30 protein-coding genes and 5 tRNA genes are annotated in these 24,145 nt (G+C 71.0%); 10 read left to right on the top strand and 25 right to left on the bottom strand.

From position 1 onward, the window contains the following. Positions 1-73 precede the first annotated feature (73 nt). The 19 genes from rplL to EIM48_RS07960 form a co-directional block, all read right to left on the bottom strand. Positions 74-448, bottom strand: coding sequence for a 50S ribosomal protein L7/L12 (rplL, locus tag EIM48_RS08050; RefSeq protein WP_019399925.1), 375 nt, complete (start codon positions 446-448; stop codon positions 74-76). A 55-nt stretch (positions 449-503) separates the two neighbouring features. Next, complete coding sequence (gene rplJ, locus EIM48_RS08045; protein ID WP_019399926.1) at positions 504-1,034, bottom strand: 50S ribosomal protein L10; 531 nt, start codon at positions 1,032-1,034, stop codon at positions 504-506. A gap of 514 nt (positions 1,035-1,548) precedes the next feature. Continuing rightward, on the bottom strand, positions 1,549-2,247 hold the full coding sequence (gene rplA / locus EIM48_RS08040) for a 50S ribosomal protein L1 (RefSeq protein WP_019399927.1): 699 nt from the start codon (positions 2,245-2,247) through the stop codon (positions 1,549-1,551). A gap of 4 nt (positions 2,248-2,251) precedes the next feature. Then, positions 2,252-2,680, bottom strand: a complete 429-nt coding sequence (gene rplK / locus EIM48_RS08035; protein WP_028915805.1) for a 50S ribosomal protein L11 — start codon at positions 2,678-2,680, stop codon at positions 2,252-2,254. A gap of 200 nt (positions 2,681-2,880) precedes the next feature. Next, on the bottom strand, positions 2,881-3,438 hold the full coding sequence (gene nusG / locus EIM48_RS08030) for a transcription termination/antitermination protein NusG (protein WP_019399929.1): 558 nt from the start codon (positions 3,436-3,438) through the stop codon (positions 2,881-2,883). A 13-nt stretch (positions 3,439-3,451) separates the two neighbouring features. Continuing rightward, positions 3,452-3,865 (bottom strand): preprotein translocase subunit SecE, encoded by a 414-nt coding sequence (secE, locus tag EIM48_RS08025; protein WP_125111437.1) that lies wholly within the window; start codon positions 3,863-3,865, stop codon positions 3,452-3,454. Between the two features lie 64 nt (positions 3,866-3,929). Further along, positions 3,930-4,005, bottom strand: a tRNA-Trp gene (locus tag EIM48_RS08020). Between the two features lie 109 nt (positions 4,006-4,114). After that, positions 4,115-5,305, bottom strand: coding sequence for an elongation factor Tu (gene tuf, locus EIM48_RS08015; protein WP_028915514.1), 1,191 nt, complete (start codon positions 5,303-5,305; stop codon positions 4,115-4,117). A gap of 99 nt (positions 5,306-5,404) precedes the next feature. Continuing rightward, positions 5,405-5,480: transfer RNA gene (locus EIM48_RS08010), tRNA-Thr, on the bottom strand. 38 nt (positions 5,481-5,518) lie between these two features. After that, positions 5,519-5,592, bottom strand: a tRNA-Gly gene (locus EIM48_RS08005). A gap of 71 nt (positions 5,593-5,663) precedes the next feature. Beyond that, positions 5,664-5,749 (bottom strand) — tRNA-Tyr (locus EIM48_RS08000). 99 nt (positions 5,750-5,848) lie between these two features. After that, positions 5,849-6,940, bottom strand: a complete 1,092-nt coding sequence (gene ychF / locus EIM48_RS07995; RefSeq protein ID WP_028915643.1) for a redox-regulated ATPase YchF — start codon at positions 6,938-6,940, stop codon at positions 5,849-5,851. Positions 6,941-7,013: 73 nt separating this feature from the next. Then, positions 7,014-7,592, bottom strand: coding sequence for an aminoacyl-tRNA hydrolase (pth, locus tag EIM48_RS07990; protein WP_028915644.1), 579 nt, complete (start codon positions 7,590-7,592; stop codon positions 7,014-7,016). A gap of 54 nt (positions 7,593-7,646) precedes the next feature. Continuing rightward, entirely contained in the window at positions 7,647-8,270 is a 624-nt protein-coding gene (locus tag EIM48_RS07985; RefSeq protein ID WP_037035146.1) for a 50S ribosomal protein L25/general stress protein Ctc, read from the bottom strand. A 149-nt stretch (positions 8,271-8,419) separates the two neighbouring features. Beyond that, positions 8,420-9,379, bottom strand: coding sequence for a ribose-phosphate diphosphokinase (locus EIM48_RS07980; protein WP_026010196.1), 960 nt, complete (start codon positions 9,377-9,379; stop codon positions 8,420-8,422). Positions 9,380-9,494: 115 nt separating this feature from the next. Then, a tRNA-Gln gene (locus EIM48_RS07975) sits at positions 9,495-9,571 on the bottom strand. A gap of 3 nt (positions 9,572-9,574) precedes the next feature. Continuing rightward, positions 9,575-10,453: a 4-(cytidine 5'-diphospho)-2-C-methyl-D-erythritol kinase gene (gene ispE, locus EIM48_RS07970; RefSeq protein WP_125111436.1), complete on the bottom strand. Its 879-nt coding sequence runs from the start codon at positions 10,451-10,453 to the stop codon at positions 9,575-9,577. Beyond that, the gene (lolB, locus tag EIM48_RS07965) at positions 10,438-11,061 is read right to left on the bottom strand and encodes a lipoprotein insertase outer membrane protein LolB (protein WP_199728402.1); all 624 of its coding nucleotides are present in this window, start codon (positions 11,059-11,061) and stop codon (positions 10,438-10,440) included. Before lolB ends, ispE begins: the two co-directional genes overlap by 16 nt. Next, a complete protein-coding gene (locus EIM48_RS07960; protein ID WP_233581660.1) occupies positions 11,061-12,695 on the bottom strand; it encodes a tetratricopeptide repeat protein in 1,635 nt (544 codons plus the stop codon). Before EIM48_RS07960 ends, lolB begins: the two co-directional genes overlap by 1 nt. 203 nt (positions 12,696-12,898) lie before the next feature. Here EIM48_RS07960 and hemA point away from each other — a divergent pair, with 203 nt between their 5' ends. From hemA to moaB, 3 genes are read left to right on the top strand one after another with little or no spacing between them, the layout of a single operon-like run. After that, positions 12,899-14,209, top strand: coding sequence for a glutamyl-tRNA reductase (hemA, locus tag EIM48_RS07955; RefSeq protein ID WP_125108782.1), 1,311 nt, complete (start codon positions 12,899-12,901; stop codon positions 14,207-14,209). Next, complete coding sequence (gene prfA / locus EIM48_RS07950; protein WP_019397151.1) at positions 14,181-15,263, top strand: peptide chain release factor 1; 1,083 nt, start codon at positions 14,181-14,183, stop codon at positions 15,261-15,263. The genes hemA and prfA overlap by 29 nt, the downstream gene beginning before the upstream one ends. Before the next feature lie 34 nt (positions 15,264-15,297). Beyond that, the gene (gene moaB, locus EIM48_RS07945) at positions 15,298-15,819 is read left to right on the top strand and encodes a molybdenum cofactor biosynthesis protein B (RefSeq protein WP_125111435.1); all 522 of its coding nucleotides are present in this window, start codon (positions 15,298-15,300) and stop codon (positions 15,817-15,819) included. 5 nt (positions 15,820-15,824) lie between these two features. Here the strand turns inward: moaB and EIM48_RS07940 are convergent, their stop codons facing one another. Genes EIM48_RS07940 through EIM48_RS07930 form a run of 3 tightly spaced genes read right to left on the bottom strand, consistent with a single transcriptional unit; the run spans position 15,825 to position 17,929 of the window. Continuing rightward, positions 15,825-16,091: an acylphosphatase gene (locus EIM48_RS07940; RefSeq protein ID WP_028915649.1), complete on the bottom strand. Its 267-nt coding sequence runs from the start codon at positions 16,089-16,091 to the stop codon at positions 15,825-15,827. Positions 16,092-16,094: 3 nt separating this feature from the next. Beyond that, positions 16,095-16,661 (bottom strand): TlpA disulfide reductase family protein, encoded by a 567-nt coding sequence (locus tag EIM48_RS07935; RefSeq protein ID WP_019397148.1) that lies wholly within the window; start codon positions 16,659-16,661, stop codon positions 16,095-16,097. 2 nt (positions 16,662-16,663) lie between these two features. Then, positions 16,664-17,929 carry a YihY family inner membrane protein gene (locus tag EIM48_RS07930; RefSeq protein ID WP_026010193.1) on the bottom strand — a complete coding sequence of 422 codons (1,266 nt, stop codon included), beginning with the start codon at positions 17,927-17,929 and terminating at the stop codon, positions 16,664-16,666. 22 nt (positions 17,930-17,951) lie between these two features. Between EIM48_RS07930 and wrbA the strand changes: the two genes are divergently transcribed. The 4 genes from wrbA (at position 17,952) to ybaK (ending at position 20,046) form a co-directional block, all read left to right on the top strand. Further along, complete coding sequence (gene wrbA / locus EIM48_RS07925) at positions 17,952-18,608, top strand: NAD(P)H:quinone oxidoreductase (RefSeq protein ID WP_186828174.1); 657 nt, start codon at positions 17,952-17,954, stop codon at positions 18,606-18,608. Then, positions 18,608-18,943, top strand: a complete 336-nt coding sequence (locus tag EIM48_RS07920; RefSeq protein WP_125111434.1) for a DUF2069 domain-containing protein — start codon at positions 18,608-18,610, stop codon at positions 18,941-18,943. Before wrbA ends, EIM48_RS07920 begins: the two co-directional genes overlap by 1 nt. A 118-nt stretch (positions 18,944-19,061) precedes the next feature. Beyond that, complete coding sequence (locus tag EIM48_RS07915) at positions 19,062-19,547, top strand: asparaginase domain-containing protein (protein ID WP_019397144.1); 486 nt, start codon at positions 19,062-19,064, stop codon at positions 19,545-19,547. 10 nt (positions 19,548-19,557) lie between these two features. Then, on the top strand, positions 19,558-20,046 hold the full coding sequence (ybaK, locus tag EIM48_RS07910; RefSeq protein WP_125108783.1) for a Cys-tRNA(Pro) deacylase: 489 nt from the start codon (positions 19,558-19,560) through the stop codon (positions 20,044-20,046). A 79-nt stretch (positions 20,047-20,125) separates the two neighbouring features. Here ybaK and sufT read toward each other — a convergent pair whose 3' ends face one another. Continuing rightward, positions 20,126-20,677: a putative Fe-S cluster assembly protein SufT gene (gene sufT, locus EIM48_RS07905; RefSeq protein WP_019397142.1), complete on the bottom strand. Its 552-nt coding sequence runs from the start codon at positions 20,675-20,677 to the stop codon at positions 20,126-20,128. 122 nt (positions 20,678-20,799) lie between these two features. On the opposite strand from sufT, the gene EIM48_RS07900 reads away from it, so the two are divergent. Further along, entirely contained in the window at positions 20,800-21,225 is a 426-nt protein-coding gene (locus EIM48_RS07900; protein WP_019397141.1) for a hypothetical protein, read from the top strand. Positions 21,226-21,270: 45 nt separating this feature from the next. Here EIM48_RS07900 and EIM48_RS07895 read toward each other — a convergent pair whose 3' ends face one another. Next, positions 21,271-22,698 (bottom strand): NAD(P)(+) transhydrogenase (Re/Si-specific) subunit beta, encoded by a 1,428-nt coding sequence (locus EIM48_RS07895; protein WP_019397140.1) that lies wholly within the window; start codon positions 22,696-22,698, stop codon positions 21,271-21,273. Further along, positions 22,695-22,994: an NAD(P) transhydrogenase subunit alpha gene (locus EIM48_RS07890; protein WP_019397139.1), complete on the bottom strand. Its 300-nt coding sequence runs from the start codon at positions 22,992-22,994 to the stop codon at positions 22,695-22,697. Before EIM48_RS07890 ends, EIM48_RS07895 begins: the two co-directional genes overlap by 4 nt. A 214-nt stretch (positions 22,995-23,208) precedes the next feature. Here EIM48_RS07890 and EIM48_RS07885 point away from each other — a divergent pair, with 214 nt between their 5' ends. Next, entirely contained in the window at positions 23,209-23,784 is a 576-nt protein-coding gene (locus EIM48_RS07885; protein ID WP_028915652.1) for an RNA polymerase sigma factor, read from the top strand. Then, positions 23,781-24,140, top strand: a complete 360-nt coding sequence (locus tag EIM48_RS07880; protein WP_019397137.1) for a hypothetical protein — start codon at positions 23,781-23,783, stop codon at positions 24,138-24,140. Before EIM48_RS07885 ends, EIM48_RS07880 begins: the two co-directional genes overlap by 4 nt. Positions 24,141-24,145: the final 5 nt, after the last annotated feature.

Raw genomic sequence — 24,145 nt, 5'->3', positions numbered from 1 at the left:
CGACCGAAGGCCGGGGGCTTTCGCCCCCAGCCTTTGGCGCATCACCGAGCGCTCCGGCGATGCAAGGTACTGCTTACTTGAGCTCGACGGTGGCGCCGGCGGCTTCCAGTTCCTTCTTGAACTTCTCGGCGTCTTCCTTCGACACGCCTTCCTTGACGTCCTTCGGGGCGCCCTCGACCAGGTCCTTGGCCTCCTTCAGGCCCAGGCCGGTGATGGCGCGGACGGCCTTGATGACCTCGACCTTCTTGTCGCCGGCGGCCTTCAGGACCACGGTGAACTCGGTCTGCTCCTCGGCGGCCGGACCAGCGGCGACCGGGCCGGCGGCCACGGCGACCGGGGCGGCGGCGGAGACGCCGAACTTCTCTTCGATGGCCTTGACCAGCTCCATCACTTCCATCAGGGTCTTGCCGGCGATGGCTTCGACGATCTGCTCGTTGGTAAGGGACATTGTGATTACCTTCTGAATGTTTTCTGGAAAGGGATTCGGAAATCGTCGATGACGCTTACGCGGTCTCGGCGGCAGCCTCGGCCGGCGCAGCCTCGCCGCCACCCTGCTTCTCGCCGACGGCCTTGACCGCGCGGGCGAACATGGTGACCGGCTCGGCCAGGACGCGGGCCAGCATGGCCAGGGCCTGCTCGCGGGTCGGCAGCGAAGCCAGGACCTCGACGTGGCTCGCCGGGTACAGCTGGCCGCCCATGGCGACCACCTTCGGCTTGAGCTTGTCGTTGGTCTTGGCGAACTCCTTGATCAGGCGGCCGGCGGCGCCGGGCTCCTCGGTCGAGAACGCATACAGCAGCGGACCCACGAGCGCGTCCTTGGCGCACTCGTATTCCGTGCCTTCGACGGCGCGCGCGACCAGCGTGTTCTTGACAACCTTCAGGAACACGCCGGTTTCGCGGGCCTTCTTGCGCATCGCGGTCATCTGCTCGACCGTGGTGCCAGCGTACTCGGCGGCGATCAGGGAGTGCGCGTTGGCGGCGACGTCGGCCAGTTCGGCGACGACTTCCTTCTTCTGGGACAGATTGAGAGCCATAACACTCCTCCGTATGAACTCCGCTCGCGGCTCCTGCCGCTTGCGGTCCTTGGCGGCGCCCCTCCCTGTGCGCCGGGGATGCCCGGGGCATCCCGGTGCTGGCCTTTCTGACCCGTACGTCCGAAGGTTCGGTCGTGCCGGGAACACATCCAGAAGGCGGCACCATCTACGCAGGCCAGGTCCCGGGGACCCGATTAAGCAGCCCCGCTGCACCGACGGCGATTCCCTGCCATAGCGAGCAATCCGTGCCCGTCGTCGATGTGCGCCGACCGCACCTGCGGTCTTTGACGGCTGTCGGCCCGTGGCGGCGCCGACTGCCCTCAAAAGCCGCCACCGTCCCGGGGCGGAGCCCGAAGCGGCAGCGGTGATTCCTTCACCCTGGTCCCGGCCGGAGCCGGGACCCGGTGTCTTCAGCTTCCAGCGCCCCGGGCGTGCCCCGGGGGCGCTGGTTCCCGGCCTGCGCCGGGGTGGTGCAACGCAAAGGCGCCCGCGCATGCGCGGGCGCGCCGTTGCATCACTTCAGGGACAGCGAACCCTGGTCGATGGTCACGCCCGGGCCCATGGTCGAGCTGAGCGAGATCTTCTGCAGGTACTGGCCCTTGGAGGTCGCCGGCTTGGCCTTGATCAGGTCCAGCAGCAGCGCCTGCAGGTTCGACTTCAGCGCCTCGTCGGCGAAGTCGGCCTTGCCGATGGTGGCGTGGATGATGCCGGCCTTGTCGGTGCGGTAGCGGACCTGGCCCGACTTGGCGTTCTTCACCGCCTCGGCCGGGTTCGGCGACACGGTGCCGACCTTCGGGTTCGGCATCAGGCCGCGCGGGCCCAGGACCTGGCCCAGCTTGCCGACCACGCGCATGGCGTCCGGGGTGGCGATGACCACGTCGTAGTTCAGGTCGCCGGCCTGCATCTTCTCGGCCAGGTCGTCCATGCCGACGGCGTCGGCGCCGGCGGCCAGGGCCTCGTCAGCCTTGGCGCCCGGCGGGCAGAACACGGCCACGCGCACGCTCTTGCCGGTACCGGCCGGCAGCACGGTGGAGCCGCGGACCTGCTGGTCCGACTTCTTGGCGTCCACGCCCAGGCGCACGGCCACGTCGACCGACTCGACGAACTTGGCCTTGGTGAAGCCCTTGATGATCTTCAGCGCCTCGTCGATGGGGTAAGCCTTGCCCGGCTCGACCGCTGCCTTGATCGCCTTCTGTCGCTTGTTCAGTGCCATGTGCTCAGCCCTCCACCACCAGACCCATCGAATGGGCCGAGCCCGCGATGGTACGAACCGCCGCATCCAGGTCGGCCGCGGTCAGGTCGGGTTCCTTCGCCTTGGCGATCTCCTCGAGCTGGGCGCGGGTGACCTTGCCGACCTTGTCGGTGTTCGGACGCTTGGAACCGCTGGTGATGCCCGCGGCCTTCTTCAGCAGGATGGTCGCCGGCGGCGTCTTGGTGATGAAGGTGAAGGTGCGGTCCGAGTAGGCGGTGATGACCACCGGAATCGGCAGGCCCGGCTCCATCTTCTGCGTGGCGGCGTTGAACGCCTTGCAGAACTCCATGATGTTCAGGCCGCGCTGGCCCAGCGCGGGACCGACCGGCGGCGAGGGGTTGGCCTGGCCGGCCTTCACCTGCAGCTTGATGTAACCGACGACTTTCTTTGCCATTTTTGTTTATCTCCGGGTGCTGACGCCTGTTCAGGCTCCCCATCGTTCCGGGAAAATCACGCGTCCCGGCCTCGCGTAGAACTCATGTGCCCCGTCGCGCGAAAGGCCGCCTGGGTGGCGGCCGTCGGGGTAGCCCGGCTGTCCGGACAGGAAGCCGCGCAGTATACCAGCTTTGGGGCCCCGTTGCCGGGGCCGGCGGCTCAGGCCTTCTCGACCTGGCCGAACTCCAGCTCCACCGGGGTGGAGCGGCCGAAGATGAGCACGGCCACGCGCAGGCGGCTCTTCTCGTAATTGACTTCCTCGACCACGCCGTTGAAGTCGTTGAACGGGCCGTCGATGACGCGGACCATCTGGCCCGGCTCGAACAGGACCTTCGGGCGCGGCTTCTCCACGCCTTCCTGGACGCGATCCAGGATGGCGGCGGCCTCGTCGTCGCGGATCGGCAGCGGGCGGTCGGCGGTGCCGCCGATGAAGCCCATGACCTTGGAGGTCTCCTTGACCAGGTGCCAGCTCTCGCTGTCGATGCGCGGGATGCCGTTCTCGTCGTGGGTCTCGATCTGGACCAGCACGTAGCCCGGGAAGAACTTGCGCTCGGAACGGCGCTTCTGGCCGGAGCGCATCTCCACCACTTCCTCGGTCGGGACCAGCACTTCGCCGAAGCGGTCTTCCATGCCGTACATGGCGATGCGGTCGCGCAGGGCCTGGGCGACGGACTTCTCGAAGCCGGAATAGGCGTGGACCACGTACCAACGCTTCACTTGGACATTCTCCTCAGCGGCCGAAGTTCAGGAACAGCTCGATCGCCCACTTAACGAAGAAATCGAAGCCAGCAAGGATCAGGCTCAGGACCACGACCACGGCGACCACGACCCAGGTCATGCGGGTGGCTTCCTGGCGGGTCGGCCACACGACCTTGCGCAGTTCGAAGCGCGACTCGGCCAGGAACTCGCGCATGGAGCGGCCCTTGGCGCTGAGCATGAACACGAAGGTGCCGGCGACCAGGCCGGCGATGACGGCGAGGGCCCGCAGCTGGCCGCCCCACTGGCCCAGCCGGGCCGCACGGGCGGCGTCACCGAACCAGAACCACACGAACAGCCCGCCGAGCACCAGCAGCGCCGCGAGCGCGTACTTGACCATGTCGCCGCCGCTGGTGGCGGTCTGTGCCGGATCGATCTTGCTGTTCAAGTCGCTGTCGCTCTCTTGACTGTTGCGGCGCGGGGACCGTTGCGGCCCCGCGTCGCGGGGGAAGTGGCACGCCAGGAGGGACTCGAACCCCCAACCTGCGGTTTTGGAGACCGCTGCTCTGCCAATTGAGCTACTGGCGTACGCGTGAACCTCGACCTTCCCTTAGACGGCGAAGGCGGACCGGGGTTCCGGCCCGCCCTTCGCGCTTTCTCCGGCGGCGGAGCCCGTCGCCGGGATCCCGCAGGGGGCTTACTTCAGGATCTTGGCGACCACGCCGGCGCCGACGGTACGGCCACCCTCGCGGATCGCGAAGCGCAGGCCCTCGTCCATGGCCACCGGGTTGATCAGCGACACCGACATCTTCACGTTGTCGCCCGGCATCACCATCTCCACGCCCTCCGGCAGCTGGACGGCGCCAGTGATGTCGGTGGTGCGGAAGTAGAACTGCGGACGGTAGCCCTTGAAGAACGGGGTGTGGCGGCCGCCCTCGTCCTTCGACAGCACGTACACCTCGGCCTCGAAGTCGGTGTGCGGGGTGATCGTGCCCGGCTTGGCCAGCACCTGGCCACGCTCGACCTCGTCACGCTTGGTGCCGCGCAGCAGCAGCCCCGCGTTGTCGCCCGCCTGGCCCTGGTCCAGCAGCTTGCGGAACATCTCCACGCCGGTGACGGTGGTCTTCTGGGTCGGACGGATGCCGACGATTTCCACTTCGTCGCCCACCTTGATCACGCCGCGCTCGATGCGGCCGGTCACCACGGTGCCGCGGCCCGAGATCGAGAACACGTCCTCGACCGGCATCAGGAACGGCTTGTCAACGTCGCGCTCCGGGGTCGGGATGTAGCTGTCCAGCGCGTCCACCAGCTGGATGATCGCCGGAACGCCGATCTCCGACTGGTCGCCTTCCAGCGCCTTCAGCGCCGAACCCTTGATGATCGGGGTGTCGTCGCCCGGGAAGTCGTACTTGCTCAGCAGCTCGCGGACTTCCATCTCCACCAGCTCCAGCAGCTCGGCGTCGTCCACCATGTCCGCCTTGTTCAGGAAGACCACGATGTACGGCACGCCCACCTGGCGGGCCAGCAGGATGTGCTCGCGGGTCTGCGGCATCGGGCCGTCAGCCGCCGACACCACCAGGATCGCGCCGTCCATCTGCGCCGCACCGGTGATCATGTTCTTCACGTAGTCGGCGTGGCCCGGGCAGTCCACGTGCGCGTAGTGGCGGGTCGGCGATTCGTACTCGACGTGCGAGGTCGAGATCGTGATGCCGCGGGCCTTCTCTTCCGGCGCCTTGTCGATCGCGTCGTACGCGTGGAACTCGCCGCCGAAACGCTCGGCACCGACCTTCGTCAGCGCGGCCGTCAGCGTGGTCTTGCCATGGTCAACGTGGCCGATGGTGCCGACGTTCACGTGCGGCTTGGTGCGCTCGAACTTACCCTTGGACATGGCTGCCTATCTCGCTGACGTTTTCGTGTTTGGGTGACTGCTGTGGTGGCGGCCAGGCGCCGTGGCGCCTGGCCTCCTGCGGGGAATCCCCGCGAATGGTGGTGCTCACGAATGGAATCGAACCATCGACCTCCTCCTTACCAAGGAGGTGCTCTACCGACTGAGCTACGTGAGCACAGGAAACCTGTTGTCGGAACCACGGGGGCGGCGCAATGGAGCGGGAGACGGGAATCGAACCCGCACCATCAGCTTGGAAGGCTGAGGTTCTACCATTGAACTACTCCCGCGAGGGGAACCGCTTTTCCCGGCCTACCGCTCCGGGCCTTGCCTCGTTGTTCCGTGTTACCTCTTCAAAAACTGGTGGAGGGAGGTGGATTCGAACCACCGAAGGCGTAAGCCAGCAGATTTACAGTCTGCCCCCGTTGGCCGCTTGGGTATCCCTCCGGGACCTCACCGCGGCTCAAATGCGACCGGGGTGAAACAGCCCGCTATTCTGGTCATGTCGAAACGATCTGTCAACGCTTCCGGCAACTTTTTTTCACATCAGACGTTGAAGCGGAAGTGCAGCACGTCGCCCTCCTGGACGCGGTACTCCTTGCCCTCCAGGCGCATGCGCCCGGCCTCGCGCGCGCCGGCCTCGCCACGGTACTTGATGAAGTCATCGAAGGCGATGGTTTCGGCGCGGATGAAGCCCTTCTCGAAGTCGGTGTGGATCACCGCCGCCGCCTGCGGGGCGGTGGCCCCGGCCTTCACCGTCCAGGCGCGGACCTCCTTCACGCCTGCGGTGAAGTAGGTCTGCAGGCCCAGCAGCTTGTACGCGGCGCGGATCACCCGGTTCAGGCCCGGCTCGTCCAGGCCCAGGTCGGCGAGGAAGGTGTCGCGGTCGGCGTCGTCCAGCTGCGCCAGCTCCTCCTCGATGGCCGCCGACACCGGCACCACCTCCGCGCCCTCGGCCGCGGCGTGGGCGCGCACGGCCTCCAGGTGCGGATTGTTGTCGAAGCCGTCCTCCAGCACGTTGGCGATGTACATCACCGGCTTGAGGGTCAGCAGGAACAGGTCGCGCACCAGCGCCCGCTCCTCCTCGTCCAGGCCGACGCTGCGCCCGGACTTGCCCTCGGCCAGGGCGGCCTGCAGCTTCAGCAGCACCGGCTTGCGCGCCGCAGCATCCTTGTCGCCGCCCTTGGCCGCGCGTTCGGCGCGGTTGAGCGCCTTCTCCACGCTGTCCAGGTCGGCCAGGGCCAGCTCGGTGTCGATCGTCTCGATGTCCGACAGCGGGTCAACCTTGCCGGCGACGTGGACGATGTCCGGGTGCTCGAAGCAGCGCACCACGTGGGCGATCGCATCGACCTCGCGGATGTGGGCCAGGAACTTGTTGCCCAGGCCCTCGCCGCTGGCGGCACCGGCCACCAGGCCGGCGATGTCCACGAACTCCACCGCCGTCGGCACCACCCGCTCGGGCTTGACGATCTCGGCCAGCTGGTTGAGGCGCGGGTCCGGCACCGGAACCACGCCCACGTTCGGCTCGATCGTGCAGAACGGGAAGTTGGCCGCGGCGATGCCCGCCTTGGTCAGCGCGTTGAACAGGGTCGACTTGCCGACGTTAGGCAGGCCGACGATGCCGCATTTGATGCCCATGTGAGGATCCGGGATTCGTGATTCGTGATTGGCGATTCGCGGCTTCCACGAATCACCAATCACCAATCACCAATTACGGTTTGCTGGTGTGGAGGCGCTTCATCGCCTCGTTGACGTCGCCGTTGACCACCAGCGGCAGCACGTCGATGGCGTCGTCGATGGCGCGCCCGATGAGGATATCGTCGTCCTTGCCCGGCTTGCCCAGCACCCAGCCCACGACCCGGTCCTTGTGCCCGGGATGGCCGATGCCGATGCGCAGGCGGTGGAAGCGGCCGTGGCCGAGCAGGCGGATGGTGTCGCGCAGGCCGTTCTGGCCGCCGTGGCCGCCGTCGAACTTCAGCCGGGCCGTGCCAGGGGGCAGGTCCAGCTCGTCGTGGACAAGCAGCGCCTGCTCCGGCTCGATCTTCCAGAACCGCAGCGCGGCGGCCACCGACTTGCCGGACAGGTTCATGAAGGTTGCCGGCTTCAGCAGCCACACCGGCTGCCCGCCGATCTCCACCCGCGCCGTCTCGCCGAACAGCTTCGGCTCCAGGCCGAAGCGCGCGCCCTGCCGAGCGGCCAGGGTGTCGACCAGGCGGAACCCGGCGTTGTGGCGGTCGAGGGCGTGCTCCGGGCCGGGGTTGCCCAGCCCGACGATGAGTCGGATTGCCATCGCGTGCGACACGGCCGTCGTCCCGCCCGGCGGACCGGGCGGGACGGCACGGACTTACTGGGCCTCGCCCTCGCCCGCCGGAGCGGCCTCGTCGGCCTCGCCCTGGGCGGCCTTGGCCACGACCACGGCCACGTCGTGGTCCGGGCCCAGGGCCAGCGCCGGGATCTCCACGCCGGTCGGCAGCTTCAGGTCGGACAGGTGGACGACGCCGCCCACGGCCAGGTCGGACAGGTCGACCTCGACCGCCTCCGGCAGGTCCTTCGGCAGGCAGGCCACGGTGACCTCGGTCAGCTCATGCATGATCACCACGCCGGCGGTCTTGCCGGCCGGGGACTTCTCCTCGTTGACGAAGCGCAGCGGCACGGCGGCGCGCAGCACCTGGTCGTCGCTGACGCGCTGGAAGTCCAGGTGCAGGATCTGCTGCTTGTACGGGTGGCGCTGCAGGTCACGCAGCAGGACCTTCTGGATGTCGCCGTTGAGGCTCAGGTCCAGGATCGAGGAGTAGAACCACTCGTTCTGCTGGGCCAGCCACAGCTTCTCGTGGTCCAGCTGGATGGAGACCGGCGGCAGCTCGCCACCGTAGACGATGGCCGGCACCTTGCCCGCGCGACGCAGGCGGCGGCTCGCACCCTTACCCTCGTCCTCGCGGCGTTCGACGTTGATCACATGATTTGCCATTTGTTTTTACTACCTGGGTTGATGAACCGCCTCGCGGCGGCTTGGGTGGCTTCCCCGCGACCAGGGAAGCCGGAAAAAGCGGCGATTCGTGATCCGTGATTGGGAAGGGCTTTTACGAATCCCCAATCCCCAATGCCGAATCCCGGCTCTTAATCCACGTACAAGGAACTGACCGATTCGCCGAAGGCGATGCGGCGGATGGTTTCGGCCAGCAGCTCGGCCACGCTGACCTGGCGGATGCGCGGGCAGTTGCGGGCCGCCGGCGACAGCGGGATGGTGTCGGTCACCACCAGCTCGTCGAGCTGGGAGTTGTTGAGGTTGTCCACCGCCGGGCCCGAGAGCACGGCATGGGTGCAGTAGGCGGCGACCTTGGTCGCGCCACGCGCCTTGAGGGCGGCGGCGGCGGCGCACAGGGTGCCGGCGGTGTCGACGATGTCGTCGACCATGACGCAGGTCTTGCCCTCCACGTCGCCGATGATGTTCATCACCGTCGACACGTTGGCGCGCGGGCGGCGCTTGTCGATGATCGCCAGGTCGGCGTCGTCCAGGCGCTTGGCCACCGCGCGGGCGCGGACCACGCCGCCCACGTCCGGCGAGACCACGATCAGGTTCTCGGTGCCGTAGGCGCGCCAGATGTCGGCCAGCAGCAGCGGCGAGGCGTAGACGTTGTCGACCGGGATGTCGAAGAAGCCCTGGATCTGGTCGGCGTGCAGGTCCACGGTCAGCACCCGGTCGGTACCCACCGCGGTGAACATCTTGGCCGCCACCTTGGCCGTGATCGGCACGCGCGAGGAGCGCAGGCGGCGGTCCTGGCGCGAGTAGCCGAAGTACGGCACCACCGCGGTGACCGAGGAGGCGCTGGCGCGCTTGAGCGCGTCGATGATCACCAGCAGCTCCATCAGGTTCTCCGCCGCCGGCGCGCAGGTCGGCTGGATCACGAAGACTTCCTGGCGGCGGACGTTCTCCTCGATCTCGACCTGGACCTCGCCGTCGGAGAAGGTGGAGACCAGGGCCTTGCCCGGGCGCACGCCCAGCTGGCGGCAGATGCTGTCGGCCAGCGGACGGTTCGCGTTGCCGCTGAAGATGAGCAGGTTGCGGTCTTCTTGCATCGTCTTCATCCCGGCGGCGGCTCGGATCGTTGGCGTTTCGGACAAGGTTGTTGGCGGTTGCCGCAGTCCGTGCGGCGTCTTGCATCCACGCCCCGCGGACGGGGCTGCGGGACCGTGGCAGGGGCGGCAGGATTCGAACCTGCGGATGCCGGGATCAAAACCCGGTGCCTTGGACCTCTTGGCGACGCCCCTGTGTCACGGTTCCACCGCCGCCGGGCGCGCAAGCGCGGCCCCGAGCGGCGACTGGTCCACGCCGGCGGCGAGCCAGGCCCGCAACCCGCGAGGCAACCGCGCCAGCGCCGCCTCGGCGCTGCCACGGTCGGGAAACTCGACGAAGCATCCGCTGCCGGTCCCGGTGAGCCTGGGCCTGCCGATCCGCGCCAGCGCGTCGAACGCGGCCTGCACGGCCGGCTCGCGGCGGCGCAGGACCGGCTCGAACGCATTGTCGAGCACCGTGCCTGCAGCGAAGTCCGCTATTGTCGCGGGCGGGGAATTACGCGTCAAATCCGGGGCTGCGAACAGGGCGGCGGTCGGCACCTGGACGCCGGGGTCGGCCAGCACGTACCAGGCCGGGGGCAGCTGCAGCGGCCGCAGCCGCTCCCCCACTCCTTCGGCCCAGGCGCTGCGGCCGCGCACGAACACCGGCACGTCCGCGCCCAGGCGCAGGCCCAGGCCCGCCAGCGCGTCCTCGCCCAGGCCCAGCCCCCACAGCCGGTCCAGGGCGCACAGCACGGTTGCCGCATCCGACGAGCCGCCGCCGAACCCGCCTCCGGCGGGAATGCGCTTTTCCACGGCGATGTCGGCACCAAGCGCGCAGTTGGCGTGCGATTGCAGGAGTTTGGCGGCGCGCACCATGAGGTCGTCGGCCTCCGCCACGCCGGGCACCGAGTCGCCGTGGCGCACGATCCGCCCGTCCCCGCGCACCCGCAGGCGCACGCTGTCACCCCAGTCCAGCAGGCGGAACACGGTCTGCAGCTCGTGGTAGCCGTCGGCGCGGCGACCGGTGATGCGCAGGAACAGGTTCAGCTTGGCCGGGGCCGGCCACTGGCTCCATCCACTCACGGGGCACTCCATCCATCCACCACCAGCCGCACCCGCGCCTCGCCGCGCTCGGCCTGCATGCGCCGCGGCATGGCCGGCAGGCCGCCGGCCGGCGGCATCCATTCCTGGTACTCGATGTTCCAGCCGGCGGCCCGCATCCGCTGCAGCCGGCCATCGGCGCCGTATTCGATCGCATCCGCGCCCGGGGTCTCCAGGCCGCGCACCCACCAGGCCAGCTCCTGCACCGGGACCTCCCAGCCGGTGGCCTCGCGCAGCAGCAGGGAGGCGTCCCCGCCCTGGCGCGGGCCGCCATCGATGCCCTCCAGCACCGCGCCGCCGCCGGGCAGCGAGGACAGCGACCAGCTCTGCCGGGTCACCGGCGCGCCCAGCGAGATCCGGTACTGCCCGTCCTGCCAGTTCCACTCCAGGCGGCCGCTGCCGCCCTTCTGGCCGTTGCTGATCGCCACCCGGGCCTGCAGCGACCAGGCCGCGATCCCTTCCAGTACTTCCCGGCGCTGGGCCTGCTGGCGCTCGGCCTCGGCCGCCGGCACCGCCGCGGCCGGGGTCCGGGTGGGGGTGCTGGTACAGGCGGCAAGCAACAGCAGCGGCAGCAGCGCCGCCAGGCGCATCCGGGCATGCATCAGGGCACCTCCGCGTGGCCGGCCGGGTCCGCCGGCGCGGCGGCCGGCTCCAGGCTGATCCCGAACTGCCGCAGCGCCCGGCGCAGGGCGCGGTTGTCCGGATCCAGCGCACGGGCCTCCTCGAAGTAGCGGCGAGCCTCGGCGCGGCGCCCCAGGGTCCACAGCACCTCGCCCAGGTGGGCGGCGACCTCCGGGTCCTTCATCAGCCCCCAGGCGCGGCGCAGTTCCACCAGCGCCTCCTGGGTACGGCCCAGGCGGTACAGCACCCAGCCGTAGCTGTCGACGATGGCACCGTTGTCCGGCTCGGCGGTGCGGGCGCGGTCGATCAGCTCCAGCGCCTCGCGGAAGCGGTCGGTGCGGTCGGCCAGGGTGTAGCCCAGGGCGTTGAGCGCGGCCACGTTCTCCGGATCCACCACCAGCACCCGGCGCAGGTCGGCTTCGGCGCGGTCGATCCGGTCCTGGCGCTCCCAGGCCAGGCCGCGCGCGTACAGCAGCGCCGGGTCGTCCGGCCAGGCGGCCAGGCCGCGGCCCAGCACCTCCAGCTCGCCCTGGGGATCCCCCTGGCGCTGGCGCATTTCCGCCTCCAGCAGGTAGGCGTCGCGGCGCACCTCGTCGGCCAGGGCCGCGTCGTCCTGCAGCGCGCGTGCCTCGGCATAGGCCTCGTCCTGGCGGTCCAGGGTGTGCAGGACCACGGCGATGCGCATGCGCGCCTCGGTGCGCTGGGGCCCGCCGGGCACGCCGCGGTACCAGTCCAGGGCCTCGGCCGGGCGCTCGAGGAACTCGGCGATGCGGCCCAGCAACAGGCGGCGCGAAGGGTCCGGACGGGCCGCGTCGGCCGCCAGCTCCTGGTAGAGCGCGGCCAGCTCGGCGGTGTCGCCGGCGCGCGCCAGCAGCGAGGCGCGCACGCCGTAAGTCGAGGTGTCCTGCGGGCCCTGGGCCATCACCCGGGCCGCGGCCGGCAGGTCGCGCGCGGCCTCGTAGGCCATCGCCAGCATCGCCCGGATCTCCGGGTCGCCCTCGGCCTGCGGTTCGACCTGGGCCAGGATCCGGCGCGCCTGCTCGCCCTGCCCGGCCTGCTGCAGCTGGGTCGCGCGCAGCAGCGCCACCCGCGGCTCGCCCGGGAAGCGCCTGACCACTTCGTCCATGATCCGCCGCGCCAGCTTCGGGTCGTCCAGGCGCAGGGCCATGCGCCCGAACTCCTGCCAGGCGGCGATGTCGGCGGGAATCGCGCCGCGCCGGACCAGGCGCTCCAGCACGCGCGCGGTATCGCGCGGCTCGCGCCCGCCGTTGAGGGCCATGGCCGCGTAGCGCCAGGCACGCGGGTCGCCGCTGGCCAGCAACGCCTCCAGTTCCGAGCCTGCGCGGCGCAGATGGCCGCCGCGCAGGGCCAGGGTGGCGCTGGCCGCGCGCATCGCCGGCGACTCCGGCGCCCGTTCCCGCCACAGCGCCAGCGCGCGGCCGGCGACCGCGTCGTCGTTGGCGAGGATGGCGATGCGGGTGGCGCGTTCGGCCAGCGGCACGTCGTCGCTGGCGCCGCGGGCGGCCTCCAGGTACCAGCGCGCGGCCTCTTCCAGCTGCCCGGACTGCAGCGCGAACTCGCCGGCCAGCAGCGGACCCAGCGCGTCGGCAGGCATGCCCTCGCCGGCATGCGCCAGCGGCGCCAGGACCAGGGCCAGCAACAGGACCAGGCGGCGCATGCGGCCGGCCCGGGGGCCGCGCGCGCGGCCCGGGAAAGGCAGCGGGGCGCGGGTGGAAAGCTTCAATTCGGGCATTGGCACCCACCGGGCCGTAAAATGGCGGCCCAAACAAGCCAGCAGATTAACGCAAGCACCTGAACATGACGCTTTGGCTCCTCGGCCTGAACCACCAGACCGCGCCGGTCGACCTGCGCGAACGGGTGGCGTTTGCCGGCGAAGCGCTGGGCCGGGCGCTGGGCGCGCTGCGCGCCCTGCCCGGGGTGTCGGAGGCGGCCCTGCTCTCGACGTGCAACCGCACCGAGGTCTACGCCATGGCCGAGGACGGCCAGGTGCTGGCCGACTGGCTCGAAGGCCACGGCGCCGGCATCTCCGCCTACCTGTACCGCCACCGCGACGCCGACGCGGTGCGCCACCTGTTCCGGGTCGCCACGGGGCTGGACTCGATGGTGCTGGGCGAGCCACAGATCCTGGGCCAGGTGAAGGACGCCTGGGCCCGGGCGCGCGAGCACGGCGCCCTCGGCAGCCGCCTGGACCGCCTGTTCCAGCAGACCTTCGCGGTGGCCAAGCGCGCCCGCACCGACACCCGCATCGGCGTGAACCCGGTTTCGGTGGCCTCCACCGCGGTGCGCCTGGCGCAGGATTCGTTCGCGCCACTGGCCGATTCCACCGTGCTGCTGATTGGCGCCGGCGAGACCATCGAGCTGGCCGCGCGCCACCTGGTGAAGGGCGGCGTGCGCCGCCTGCTGGTGGCCAACCGCACCCTGGCCCACGCCCAGGCCCTGGCCGAGCGCCACGGCGGCTATGCCCTGCCGCTGACCGAACTGGACCGGCACCTGGCCGAGGCCGACATCGTGTTCTCCGCCACCGCCGCGCGCGAGCCGGTGCTGCTGCGCACCCAGGTCGAGGCCGCGCTGGCCGTGCGCCGGCGCAAGCCGGTGCTGCTGTTCGACCTGGCGGTGCCGCGCGACATCGAGGCCGGCGTGGCCGCGCTGGACGACGCCTACCTGTATACCGTGGACGACCTGGAGCGCGCGGTGGAGGACAACCGCCGCGGCCGCCACGAGGCCGCCGAGGCGGCCGAGGCGATCATCGACCTGCAGGTGTCCCGCTTCATGGAGACCGTGCGCGCCGGCGAGCGCCAGGACACCCTGCGCCGCCTGCGCGCCATGGGCGATGCCGCCCGCGAGGAGATCCTCGCCCGCGCCCGCCAGCAGCTGGCCTCCGGGCGCGATCCGGACGAGGTGCTGCAGTTCCTCGCCCACACCCTCACCAACCGGCTGCTGCATCCGCCGACCGCGGCCCTGCGCGAGGCCGCGCTGGCCGGCGATACCGAGCTGGCGCGCGCCGCCGACCGCCTGTTCCCCGCCCGCGCGCCGTACTCGCACCCGGCCGCCGCCAACCTGCCCCCGCCCCGACTGCCCGATGACCCCGAGCCTGCGCCGCAAGCTTGAAGCGCTGGCCGAGCGCCGCGAAGAACTGGAACGCCTGCTCGCCGATCCCGGCGTGATGGGCGACCCTGCCCGCTTCCGCGACCTGTCGCGCGAGTTCGCCCAGCTGGAGCCGGTGGCCACCGCGCTGGCCGCCGAGGCCCGCGCCCGCGAGGACCTCGCCGCGGCCGAGGCCATGCGCGAGGACCCGGAGCTGGCCGGGCTGGCCGAGGAGGAAATCGCCACCGCGCGCGAGCGCCTGCAGCAGCTGGACCGGGAGCTGGCCCTGCTGCTGGTGCCCAGGGACCCGCGCGACGAGGGCAACCTGTTCCTGGAGGTGCGCGCCGGTACCGGCGGCGACGAGGCTGCGCTGTTCGCCGGCGACCTGTTCCGGATGTACGCGCGCTACGCCGAGCGCCAGGGCTGGAGGGTCGAGGTCGAGTCCGAAAATCCGGGCGAGCATGGCGGGCACAAGGAAATCGTGGCCCGCATCGTCGGGCGCGGCGCGTATTCCAAGCTGAAGTTCGAGTCCGGCACCCACCGCGTGCAGCGGGTGCCGGCCACCGAGTCGCAGGGCCGCATCCATACCTCGGCGGCCACCGTGGCGATCATCCCCGAGGCCGACGAGATCGAGGAGATCACCATCAACCCGGCCGACCTGAAGGTCGACACCTTCCGCTCCTCCGGCGCCGGCGGCCAGCACGTCAACAAGACCGACTCGGCCATCCGCATCACCCACCTGCCCAGCGGCCTGGTGGTGGAAAGCCAGACCGAGCGCAGCCAGCACGCCAACCGCGACAAGGCGATGAAGCGGCTCAAGGCGCAGCTGCTGGAGGCCGAGCGCAGCAAGCAGCAGGCCGCGCAGGCCGAGAGCCGGCGCCTGCAGGTGGGCAGCGGCGACCGCAGCCAGCGCATCCGCACCTACAACTTCCCCCAGGGCCGGATCACCGACCACCGCGTCGAAGGCCTGACCCTTTACGACCTGCCCAACATCCTCGAGGGCGACCTGGACCCGCTGGTCAGCCGCCTGCAGCAGGAATACCAGGCCGACGAGCTGGCGCGCCTGACCTCCGAATGAGCGCGGCCGGCGCGGCCCGCGCTAGGCTAGGGGCATGACCGTCCAGACCGACTTCGCCCCGCTGCAGCTGTGCGTGCTGACCGTGTCCGACACGCGCACCCTGGAAAACGACAGCTCCGGCGACTACCTCGCCGGCGCGCTGCAGGCCGCCGGCCACCAGCTGCACGCCCGCGCGCTGCTGCCGGACGACCGCTACAGGCTGCGCGCACTGGTGTCGGCCTGGATCGCCGAACCGGCGGTGGACGGCATCCTGGTCACCGGCGGCACCGGCTTCACCGGCCGCGATTCCACGCCCGAGGCGCTGCTGCCGCTGCTGGACAAGGAAATGCCCGGCTTCGGCGAACTGTTCCGCGCCATCAGCGTGGACGAGATCGGTACCTCCTCGCTGCAGTCGCGCGCCTTCGCCGGGGTGGCCAACGCCACCTTCCTGTTCGCCCTGCCCGGCTCGACCTCGGCCTGCCGCACGGCCTGGGAAAGGATCATCGTCCACCAGCTGGACGCGCGGACCCGGCCCTGCAACCTGGCCGGACTGCGCCCGCGCCTGCGCGAGGCCTGAGCCCGTCAGCCGACGCTGAAGCCCGGCGGCACCCGCTCCTGGTGCGGGAAGCGCTCCACCGCCTCGACCTTGGCCGTCGGCGGCCCCTGGCGCAGCCACTGCTCCAGCGCGTCGATCGCCTCCGGGCTGCCGGCGGCGACCACCTCCACGCGCCCGTCCGGCAGGTTCACCGCGCTGCCATCCAGCCCCAGGTGCAGCGCCTGCTCGCGGGTGGATGCGCGGTAGTACACGCCCTGCACCTTGCCGCTGACCAGGAAACGTGCCGCGTCCATGGCTCAGCCCTCCGCCTTGCCGGCCACCGCCAGCTCGATGTCGCTGGCGCTCACCGGCCCCAGGAACTGGCGCGCGACCTTGCCGTCCGGCGCGAGCAGGTAGGTCATCGGCAATCCGCGCGGAGTGGCAAAGTCGCCCGGCGGCGCGTACGGATCCAGCACCACGATCGGGTACGAGACCGGGCGCTCGCGCAGGAACGCCTGCATTTCCTCGGTGGCGATGTCCTCGTAGGCCAGGCCCACCACCTCGATGTCCTCGCGCATCTCGTGCAGCGCCGACAGTTCCGGCATCTCCTGCAGGCACGGCTTGCACCAGGTCGCCCAGAAGTTGACCACCACCCAGCGCCCGCGCTGCGCGGCCAGGTCGTAGGGCTTGCCGTCCACCGCGGTGCCGGTGAAGGACGGGTACTCGGCGGTCTGGTCGACCACGCCGGGGCTTTCCAGCGGCGGCGGCAATTCCTCGGCCGACGGCGGCGGGCTGGCGTCGGCCGCGGACTGCGGCTCCGTGGCCTGGCGCCCGCAGGCGCACAGCAGGGCCAGCAGGGCCAGGGCGGGAATCGGGAAACGCATGGTCAATCTCCGAGGGAATGGGGGTAGAGGGAGCCGACCCGGCGCCGCAGCACGTCGCGCAGCGGCAGGCGCAGGTCGTCGAGTACCGCGGTGGCGTCCTGGCCGAGCGGGTCCTCGCGGCACGGCAGCCAGGCCTCGTCCGCGGGCACGCGCACGCCGCAGGCCTCGTACAGCTCGCCCAGGCAGACGTCGTCCAGGTCGCGGCCCAGCAGCCACTCGCCCTGCTCGTCCCGGCGCAGCACGCGGATCTCCGCCAGCTGGGCGAGGAACTCCTGCAGCAGCGAGTCGGTGAGCATCGGCTCCAGCTCCAGGATCGCCGCCGTGTGCAGGCCATGGCCCTCGCGCCGGGCGTCGCGGAAGCGGCCGATCAGCCGCAGCAGCGCATAGACCTCGTAGCCGGCCGGCAGGCGCATGGACGCCGGCTGGTAGCGGAACGCGGCCAGCGACGAAGCCAGCGAGGCACCCAGCAGGATCGCGATCCAGCCCAGGTAGATCCACAGCATCAGGATCGGGATGAAGGCCAGCGCGCCGTACAGCTTCTGGTAGCCCTGGAAGCTGCCCAGGTACACGCCCAGCCCGGCCTTCACCGCTTCCAGCAGCAGCACCGCCAGCGCCGCGCCGGCCAGGGCGTGGCGCCACTTGACCGTGTGGTGCGGCACCACGCGGTAGACCAGCACCACCACCACCAGTTCGATCAGCACCGGCGCCAGGCCCAGGCTGAGGTCGGCGATGGCGCGCCCTTCCGGGGTGGCGAACAGCGGCAGGGCGAAGATCCGCGCCGAGATCGACAGCGAAGCGGCGGCCAGCAACGCGCCCAGGGTCAGCACCGTCCAGTACACCAGGTAGCGCGACAGCCGCGGCCGCGCGCTGGCCACCCGCCAGATGCGGTTGAAGGTGGACTCCACGCTGTTGAGGGTGACCAGCAGCGAGACCACCAGCGCAACCACGCCGGCGGCGGTGAGCTGGCGCGAGTTCTCGGCCAGGCGGTCCAGCGAGGACTCGATCGCGCGCGCCGCGGTCGGCATGAAGTTGGAGAACACGTAGTCGACCAGGGCGTTGCTCCACTGGTCGAACACCGGGAACGCGGCCAGCACGCCCAGCACCACCACCGCCAGCGGCACCAGGGCGAAGGCGGTGGTGTAGGCCAGCGCCGCGGCGGCCTGGAACAGGCGGTCGTCGACGAAGCGGTGCCACAGGAAGCGCGCGAATGCGACCGCGCGGGCGCGGTCGCGCATGCGTTCCCGCCAGTTTCCGGTCAGACCGTCCATGCGCATCGGGCAAGCCTACCCGATGCGCCGCACGCGCCGCATCGCCGATACTTGCGCCCCTGGCATACCCGAGGAAGCAGCACGCATGGCCGAGATCCTGGTCCTGTACTACAGCCGCGGCGGTTCGGTCGCGCGCCTGGCGCGGCAGATCGCGCGCGGGGTGGAGGAAGTGCCGGGCATGCAGGCGCGGCTGCGCACGGTGCCGCCGGTGGCGGCGGTGACCCAGCAGGCCGCCCCGCCGGTGCCGGAAGACGGCGCGCCCTACGTCACCAGCGCCGACCTGGCCGGGTGCGCCGGCCTGGCCCTGGGCAGCCCCACCCGTTTCGGCAACATGGCCGCGCCGGTCAAGCACTTCCTCGACGGGCTTGGTGGCGAATGGGCCAGCGGCACCCTCGCTGGCAAGCCGGCGGCGGTGTTCACCTCCACCGCCACCCTGCACGGCGGCCAGGAATCGACCCTGCTGAGCATGCACGTGCCGCTGCTGCACCACGGTTGCGTGATCGTCGGCATCCCCTATACGGAGCCGCTGCTGAGCAGCACCCGCAGCGGTGGCACGCCCTACGGCGCCAGCCACGTCGCCGGCGCCGACGACGACCCGCAGCCGAGCGAGGAAGAGGCCGTGCTGGCGCGCGCACTGGGCCGGCGCCTGGCCGATATCGCCGCGAGGCTGGCCCGCTGATGCGCGCGCCTTCGCACCGGGTGCTGGGCATCGCCCTGCTGGCCCTGGCCGGGCTCTACCTGGCCTGGTTCCACGACGACCGCCACGCCGCCGCGGCGCTGCTGGTGTTCGCCCTGCCGCCGCTGCTGCTGGCGGGGCCGGCCTGGCGCGGCGGGCGCAAGGCCGCGTTCTGGTCGGGCGTGCTGGCGCTGTTCTGGTTCAGCCACGGGGTGATGCACGCCTGGGCGCATCCGGAAGCCGGGCTGTTGGCCTGGGCCGCGATCGCGCTGTCGCTGGTGGTGGTCATGGCCTCCAGCTGGCCGGGGCTGAAGGCGCGCTTCGGCCGCCGCGGCTGAGCGAAGGTTTCATTCGCACCTTTTCGCCCACCGGCGCGATAATCGCGCCGCGGCGGTGCCCGGCACCGCCCTCCCCCGTCCACGGGTGCGGCCGCGGCCGCACCGCAGGAGCCGCTCCATGGAAGAACTGCTGATCGTCACCACCGGTGGCACGATCGACAAGATCTACTTCGACGACAAATCCGACTACCAGATCGGCGAGCCGCAGATCGGCATGATCCTGCGCGAGCTGGGGGTGAACTTCCGCTTCACCGTGATCCCGATCCTGCGCAAGGACTCGCTGCACATCACCGACGCCGACCGCGAGCTGGTGCGCGCCACCATCGCCGCGCAGCCGGCGCGCCACGTGCTGGTGACCCATGGCACCGACACCATGGTCCAGACCGGCATGGTGCTGCGCTCGATCGCGGACAAGACCATCGTCATGACCGGCGCACTGAGCCCGGCGCGGTTCCGCGGTTCGGACGCGGAGTTCAACATCGGCTGCGCGATCGGCGCGGTGCAGACCCTGCCGCCGGGCGTGTACATCGCCATGAACGGCCGGGTCTGGACCCCGGACAAGGTGCGCAAGAACGTGGCCGCCAACCGCTTCGAGCCGGCCTGAGGCCAGGCCCGTGTCGAAGGCGACCCGCGCCACCCGCGTCCTCGACGCCGCCGGCGTCGTCTACCGCCTGCATCCGTACGACTACGACGCCGAGGCCAGCGTCCTGGCGGGCGGCAAGGGCCTGCAGGCGGCCGCCGCGCTGGGCGTGCCACCGGAGCGGGTACTGAAGACGCTGATGGCCTGGGTCGACGCCCAGGCGGTGTGCGTGGTCCTGCCCAGCGACCGCCAGGTCCAGCTCAAGGCGCTGGCGGCGGCCGCCGGCGGCAAGGCCGCGCGGATGATGGAAGTGGCCGAGGCCGAGCGCCGCAGCGGCTACAGGGTCGGCGGTATCAGCCCGTTCGGCCAGCAGCGGCCGGCGCCCGTGTGCTTCGAGCGCGACGCGCTGGCCCAGCCGAGTGTGTTCATCAATGCCGGCCAGCGCGGCCTGCTGCTGGAGCTGGCGCCGGCGGATGCGGTGCAGGTGCTGCAGGCGCAGGTGGCGGCGATCAGCCGCGCATAGCCGCACGCAGCCGTGTCCGGCTACGCCACCCACGAATCCCGAATCCCGAATCCCGGCGCCCAGGGTGCGCGATGCGGACTCAGTACATCCCGGTCTCGAGGCGCGCGGCCTCGGACATCATGTGCCGGCCCCACGGCGGGTCGAACACCAGTTCCACGTCGGCCTGGCTGATGGTCGGGATCTGCTCCAGCTTGGCGCGCACGTCGTCCACCAGGATCTCGCCCATGCCGCAGCCGGGCGCGGTCAGGGTCATCTTCACGTCGATGCCGCGGGTGCCGTCGTCCAGGTGCTTCAGGCTGGCCTCGTAGACCAGGCCCAGGTCGACGATGTTGAACGGGATCTCCGGGTCGAAGCAGGTGCGCAGCTGGCTCCAGACCATGGCCTCGACCTCCTCGTCGCTGGCGTCGGCCGGCAGTTCCAGCTGCGGCGGCACTTCCTTGCCGATCGCGTCGGCATCCTTGCCCGCGATCCGGAACAGGTTGCCTTCCACGAACACGGTATAGCTGCCGCCCAATCCCTGGGTGATGTAGCCGACGCTGCCGGCCGGGAGGGTCACCGCCTCGCCCTGCGGCACCATGACGGCGGCGCAGTCGCGTTCGAAGCGGACGGGTTCGCTGCTGCGGGAGTACATGCGGCGGATATGGGGCAGCCCGCCCGCATATGCAAGGCGGCCAGCGGCCGGTGTGGGGAGGACGCTCATTCTAGCGCATGCCCGCCGGGCGTATCCTTGGCGACCCCTTCCGGATCCACCCGATGCCCCGAACCCTGCATTCCCATGGCCGCCCACGCCGCGCCTGGCTGTGGCTTCCCCTGCTGTTGCTGGCCATGGCCACCGCGGTGGTCGCCTGGGGCGCCCTGGGCCTGGCCAGCGGCCGCCAGCACGGCTGGGTGGCGCTGCTGGTGGCGCTGGAGTCGGGACTGATGCTGCGCCTGGGCGGGATGCGCCCCGGCTGGGGACGCGCCGTTGCCGCCGCCGTGGCCACCGTGCTGGTGGTGGTCGCGGTGCAGTGGGCGATTGCCGCCGGCCATATCGGCGCGCAGATGGGCATGGCACCGTGGCAGGCGCTGCCGAAGATGGGGCCGCGCTTCGTGCTGACCCTCAGCCAGCTGGCCAATACCCGCCTGGACCTGTGGTGCCTGGCGCTGGCGCCGCTGCTGGCGCTGCGCGCCGGACGCTGAGCCGCCACGCAGGCCCCGGCGGCGCGCGCCGGGGCCGCGTCCGCCTCAATGGCCGCCGTCCAGCGCCTTCAGTTCGCTGACCAGGGCGTTGGCCATGTCCGCGCCGTCGCCGTAGAGCATGCGGGTGTTGTCGGCGTAGAACAGTGCATTCTCGATGCCGGCAAAACCGGTGCCCTTGCCGCGCTTGATCACGATGACGTTCTTCGACTCGACCACGTCGAGGATCGGCATGCCGTAGATCGGGCTGGACGGATCGGTCTTGGCCACCGGGTTGACCACGTCGTTGGCGCCGATCACCAGCGACACATCGGTGTTCGGGAACTCCGGGTTGATGTCATCCATGTCCGCGATCAGGTCGTACGGCACGCCGGCCTCGGCCAGCAGCACGTTCATGTGCCCCGGCATGCGCCCGGCCACCGGGTGGATCGCGAACTTCACCTTCACCCCGCGCTCGATCAGCCGCTGCGCCAGCTCCCAGATCTTGTGCTGGGCCTGGGCCACGGCCAAGCCGTAGCCGGGCACGATCACCACGCGCTCGGCGTAGGCCATCATCGCCGCCACGTCGCCGGCCTCGATCGGCTTCTGCGAGCCGCTGATCTCCTGCGCCTGGCCGGCGGCGCCGAAACTGCCGAACAGCACGTTGCGGATCGGCCGGTTCATGGCCTTGGCCATCAGCCGGGTCAGCAGGATGCCGGCCGCGCCGACCATCATGCCGGCGATGATCAGCGCCTCGTTGCCCAGCACGTAGCCCTCGAACGACACCGCCAGCCCGGTGAAGGCGTTGTAGAGGGAGATGACCACCGGCATGTCGGCGCCGCCGATCGGCAGGGTCATCAGCACGCCCAGCAACAGTGCCACCAGGAAGAAGGCGATGATCGCCACCGGCTGCAGGCTGGTGGCCGCCCATGCCCCGAGCACCACCATGGCCAGCGCCACCAGCAGGTTGAACGCCTGCTGGCCCGGGAAGGCCACGCGCTTGTCCAGGCGCCCGTCGAGCTTGGCCCAGGCGACCACCGAGCCGGACAGCGACACCGCGCCGATCGCCGAGCCCAGCACCGCCAGCGCCAGTACCACTGCGCCCGGGCCGGCCGCCGGAGCCCCGGCCGGCGCGGCCTGCGCCAGCCCGGAGTAGCGCAGCAGCTCCACCGCGCCGATCGCCGCGGCCGAACCGCCGCCCATGCCGTTGTACAGCGCGACCATCTGCGGCATGTCGGTGATCGCCACCTTCTTGCCGGAGACCCAGGCCAGCACCGTGCCCAGCACCAGCGCCGCGACGATCAGCGCCAGGTTGTGCAGGTCCGGCAGCAGGAAGGTCGCGGCGGTGGCCAGCAGCATGCCGACGCCGGCCCAGTGGATGCCGCTGCGCGCGGTGGCCGGCGAGGCCATGCGCTGCAGGCCGAGCAGGAACAGGGTGGCGGCCACCAGGTAGCTGGCGCCGACCAGCCACAGGCGCAGGTCGAAGCCGCCGCTCATGCCTTGCCCCCGGGCTTCTTCGAGGACTTGAACATCTCCAGCATGCGCTCGGTCACCACGTAGCCGCCGGCGGCGTTGCCCGCGCCGAGGGCCACGGCGATGAAGCCCAGCGCCTTTTCCAGGGTGGTGTCGGCGTGGCCGAGCACCACCATCGCGCCGATCAGCACCGCGCCGTGGATGAAGTTGGATCCGGACATCAGCGGCGTGTGCAGGATCACCGGCACCCGCGAGATGATCACGTGGCCCGCGATGGCCGCGAGCATGAAGATGTACAGCGCTACGAAACCGTCGTTCATTGCGTCCTGCCTCCCCGGGCACGTGCCCGCCCGGATGATAACCGCAGGCTGAACCCGGCTGGCGCGTGTCAACCGCGGCCCGCGGCGGGCGTTTACTGGTGCATCGAACCGCCACGAACGGGTGCAGATGAAACCGACGATCCCGCCGCCGTTGCCCGCCATGGCCGTGGCGTCCGCCCGGATCCACGGTACCCGCACCGGGGGCCGTTAAGCTGTGCTGGTGACTCCGCCCGCATCGCCCGACACGGACGCGCCCGCCACCCCGGCCTGGGCCTCGCTGGACGCGTTCCTGGCCGACATCGGCACGCGCGCGTTCCGCTTCGCCGAGGCCGGCCTGCGCAACCGCGACGATGCGCTGGACGCGGTGCAGGACGCGATGATGCGCATGCTCGCCTACCAGGACCGCCCGGCCGCCGAATGGACGCCGCTGTTCTGGAGCATCCTGCGGCGGCGGATCATCGACCTGCAGCGGCGCTCGCGCTTCCGCCTGCGCTGGATGCTGCCGGCGGTGGCCAGCGACGATCCGCGCGGCGAGGACACCGGCATCGACTGGGCCGACACCAGCCCCGGCCCGGCCGAGGCCCAGGAGCGTGGCGAGACCTACGCGCGCCTGGTGGAGGCGCTGCGCCAGCTCCCGCCGCGCCAGCGCGAGGCGTTCACCCTGCGCGTGCTGGAAGAACTGGACGTGGCCACCACCGCGCAGGTGATGGGCTGCTCGGAAGGCTCGGTGAAGACCCACCTGTCGCGTGCGCGGCAGGCCCTGAATTCGCAACTGGAGGACGTCCTGTGACGACCGCACCCGATTCCCTCGACCGCCGCGCCCGGCAGCTGCACGCCGAAGCGCTGGCGCATGTCTCCCCCGAGGTGCGCGCGCGCCTGCGCCGGGCCCGTCACGAGGCCATCTCCGCCGGTACGGAGCGCCCGTCCTGGCGGCTGCCCTCGTGGCTGGCCGGCGGCGCCATGGCCGCGGCCCTGGTGCTGGCGGTGGTCCTGCGCCCGGACCCGGCGCCGCCGCAACCCGACGCCCTCCCCGCCGCCGGCGTGGCCGCCGCCACGCTGGAGGATCCGGCCGTCCACCTGGAGGAGGATCCCGGCTTCTACCTGTGGCTGGCCTCGGCCGACGTCACCGCCCTGGCCCTGGAGTAACCGCC

Origin of the sequence: Pseudoxanthomonas sp. SGNA-20, assembly GCF_003931635.1 — a bacterium.
In the GTDB taxonomy this organism is placed as follows: domain Bacteria; phylum Pseudomonadota; class Gammaproteobacteria; order Xanthomonadales; family Xanthomonadaceae; genus Pseudoxanthomonas.
The sequence above is the reverse complement of the archived record's forward strand: the minus strand, read 5'-3'. Positions and strand labels throughout refer to the sequence as shown.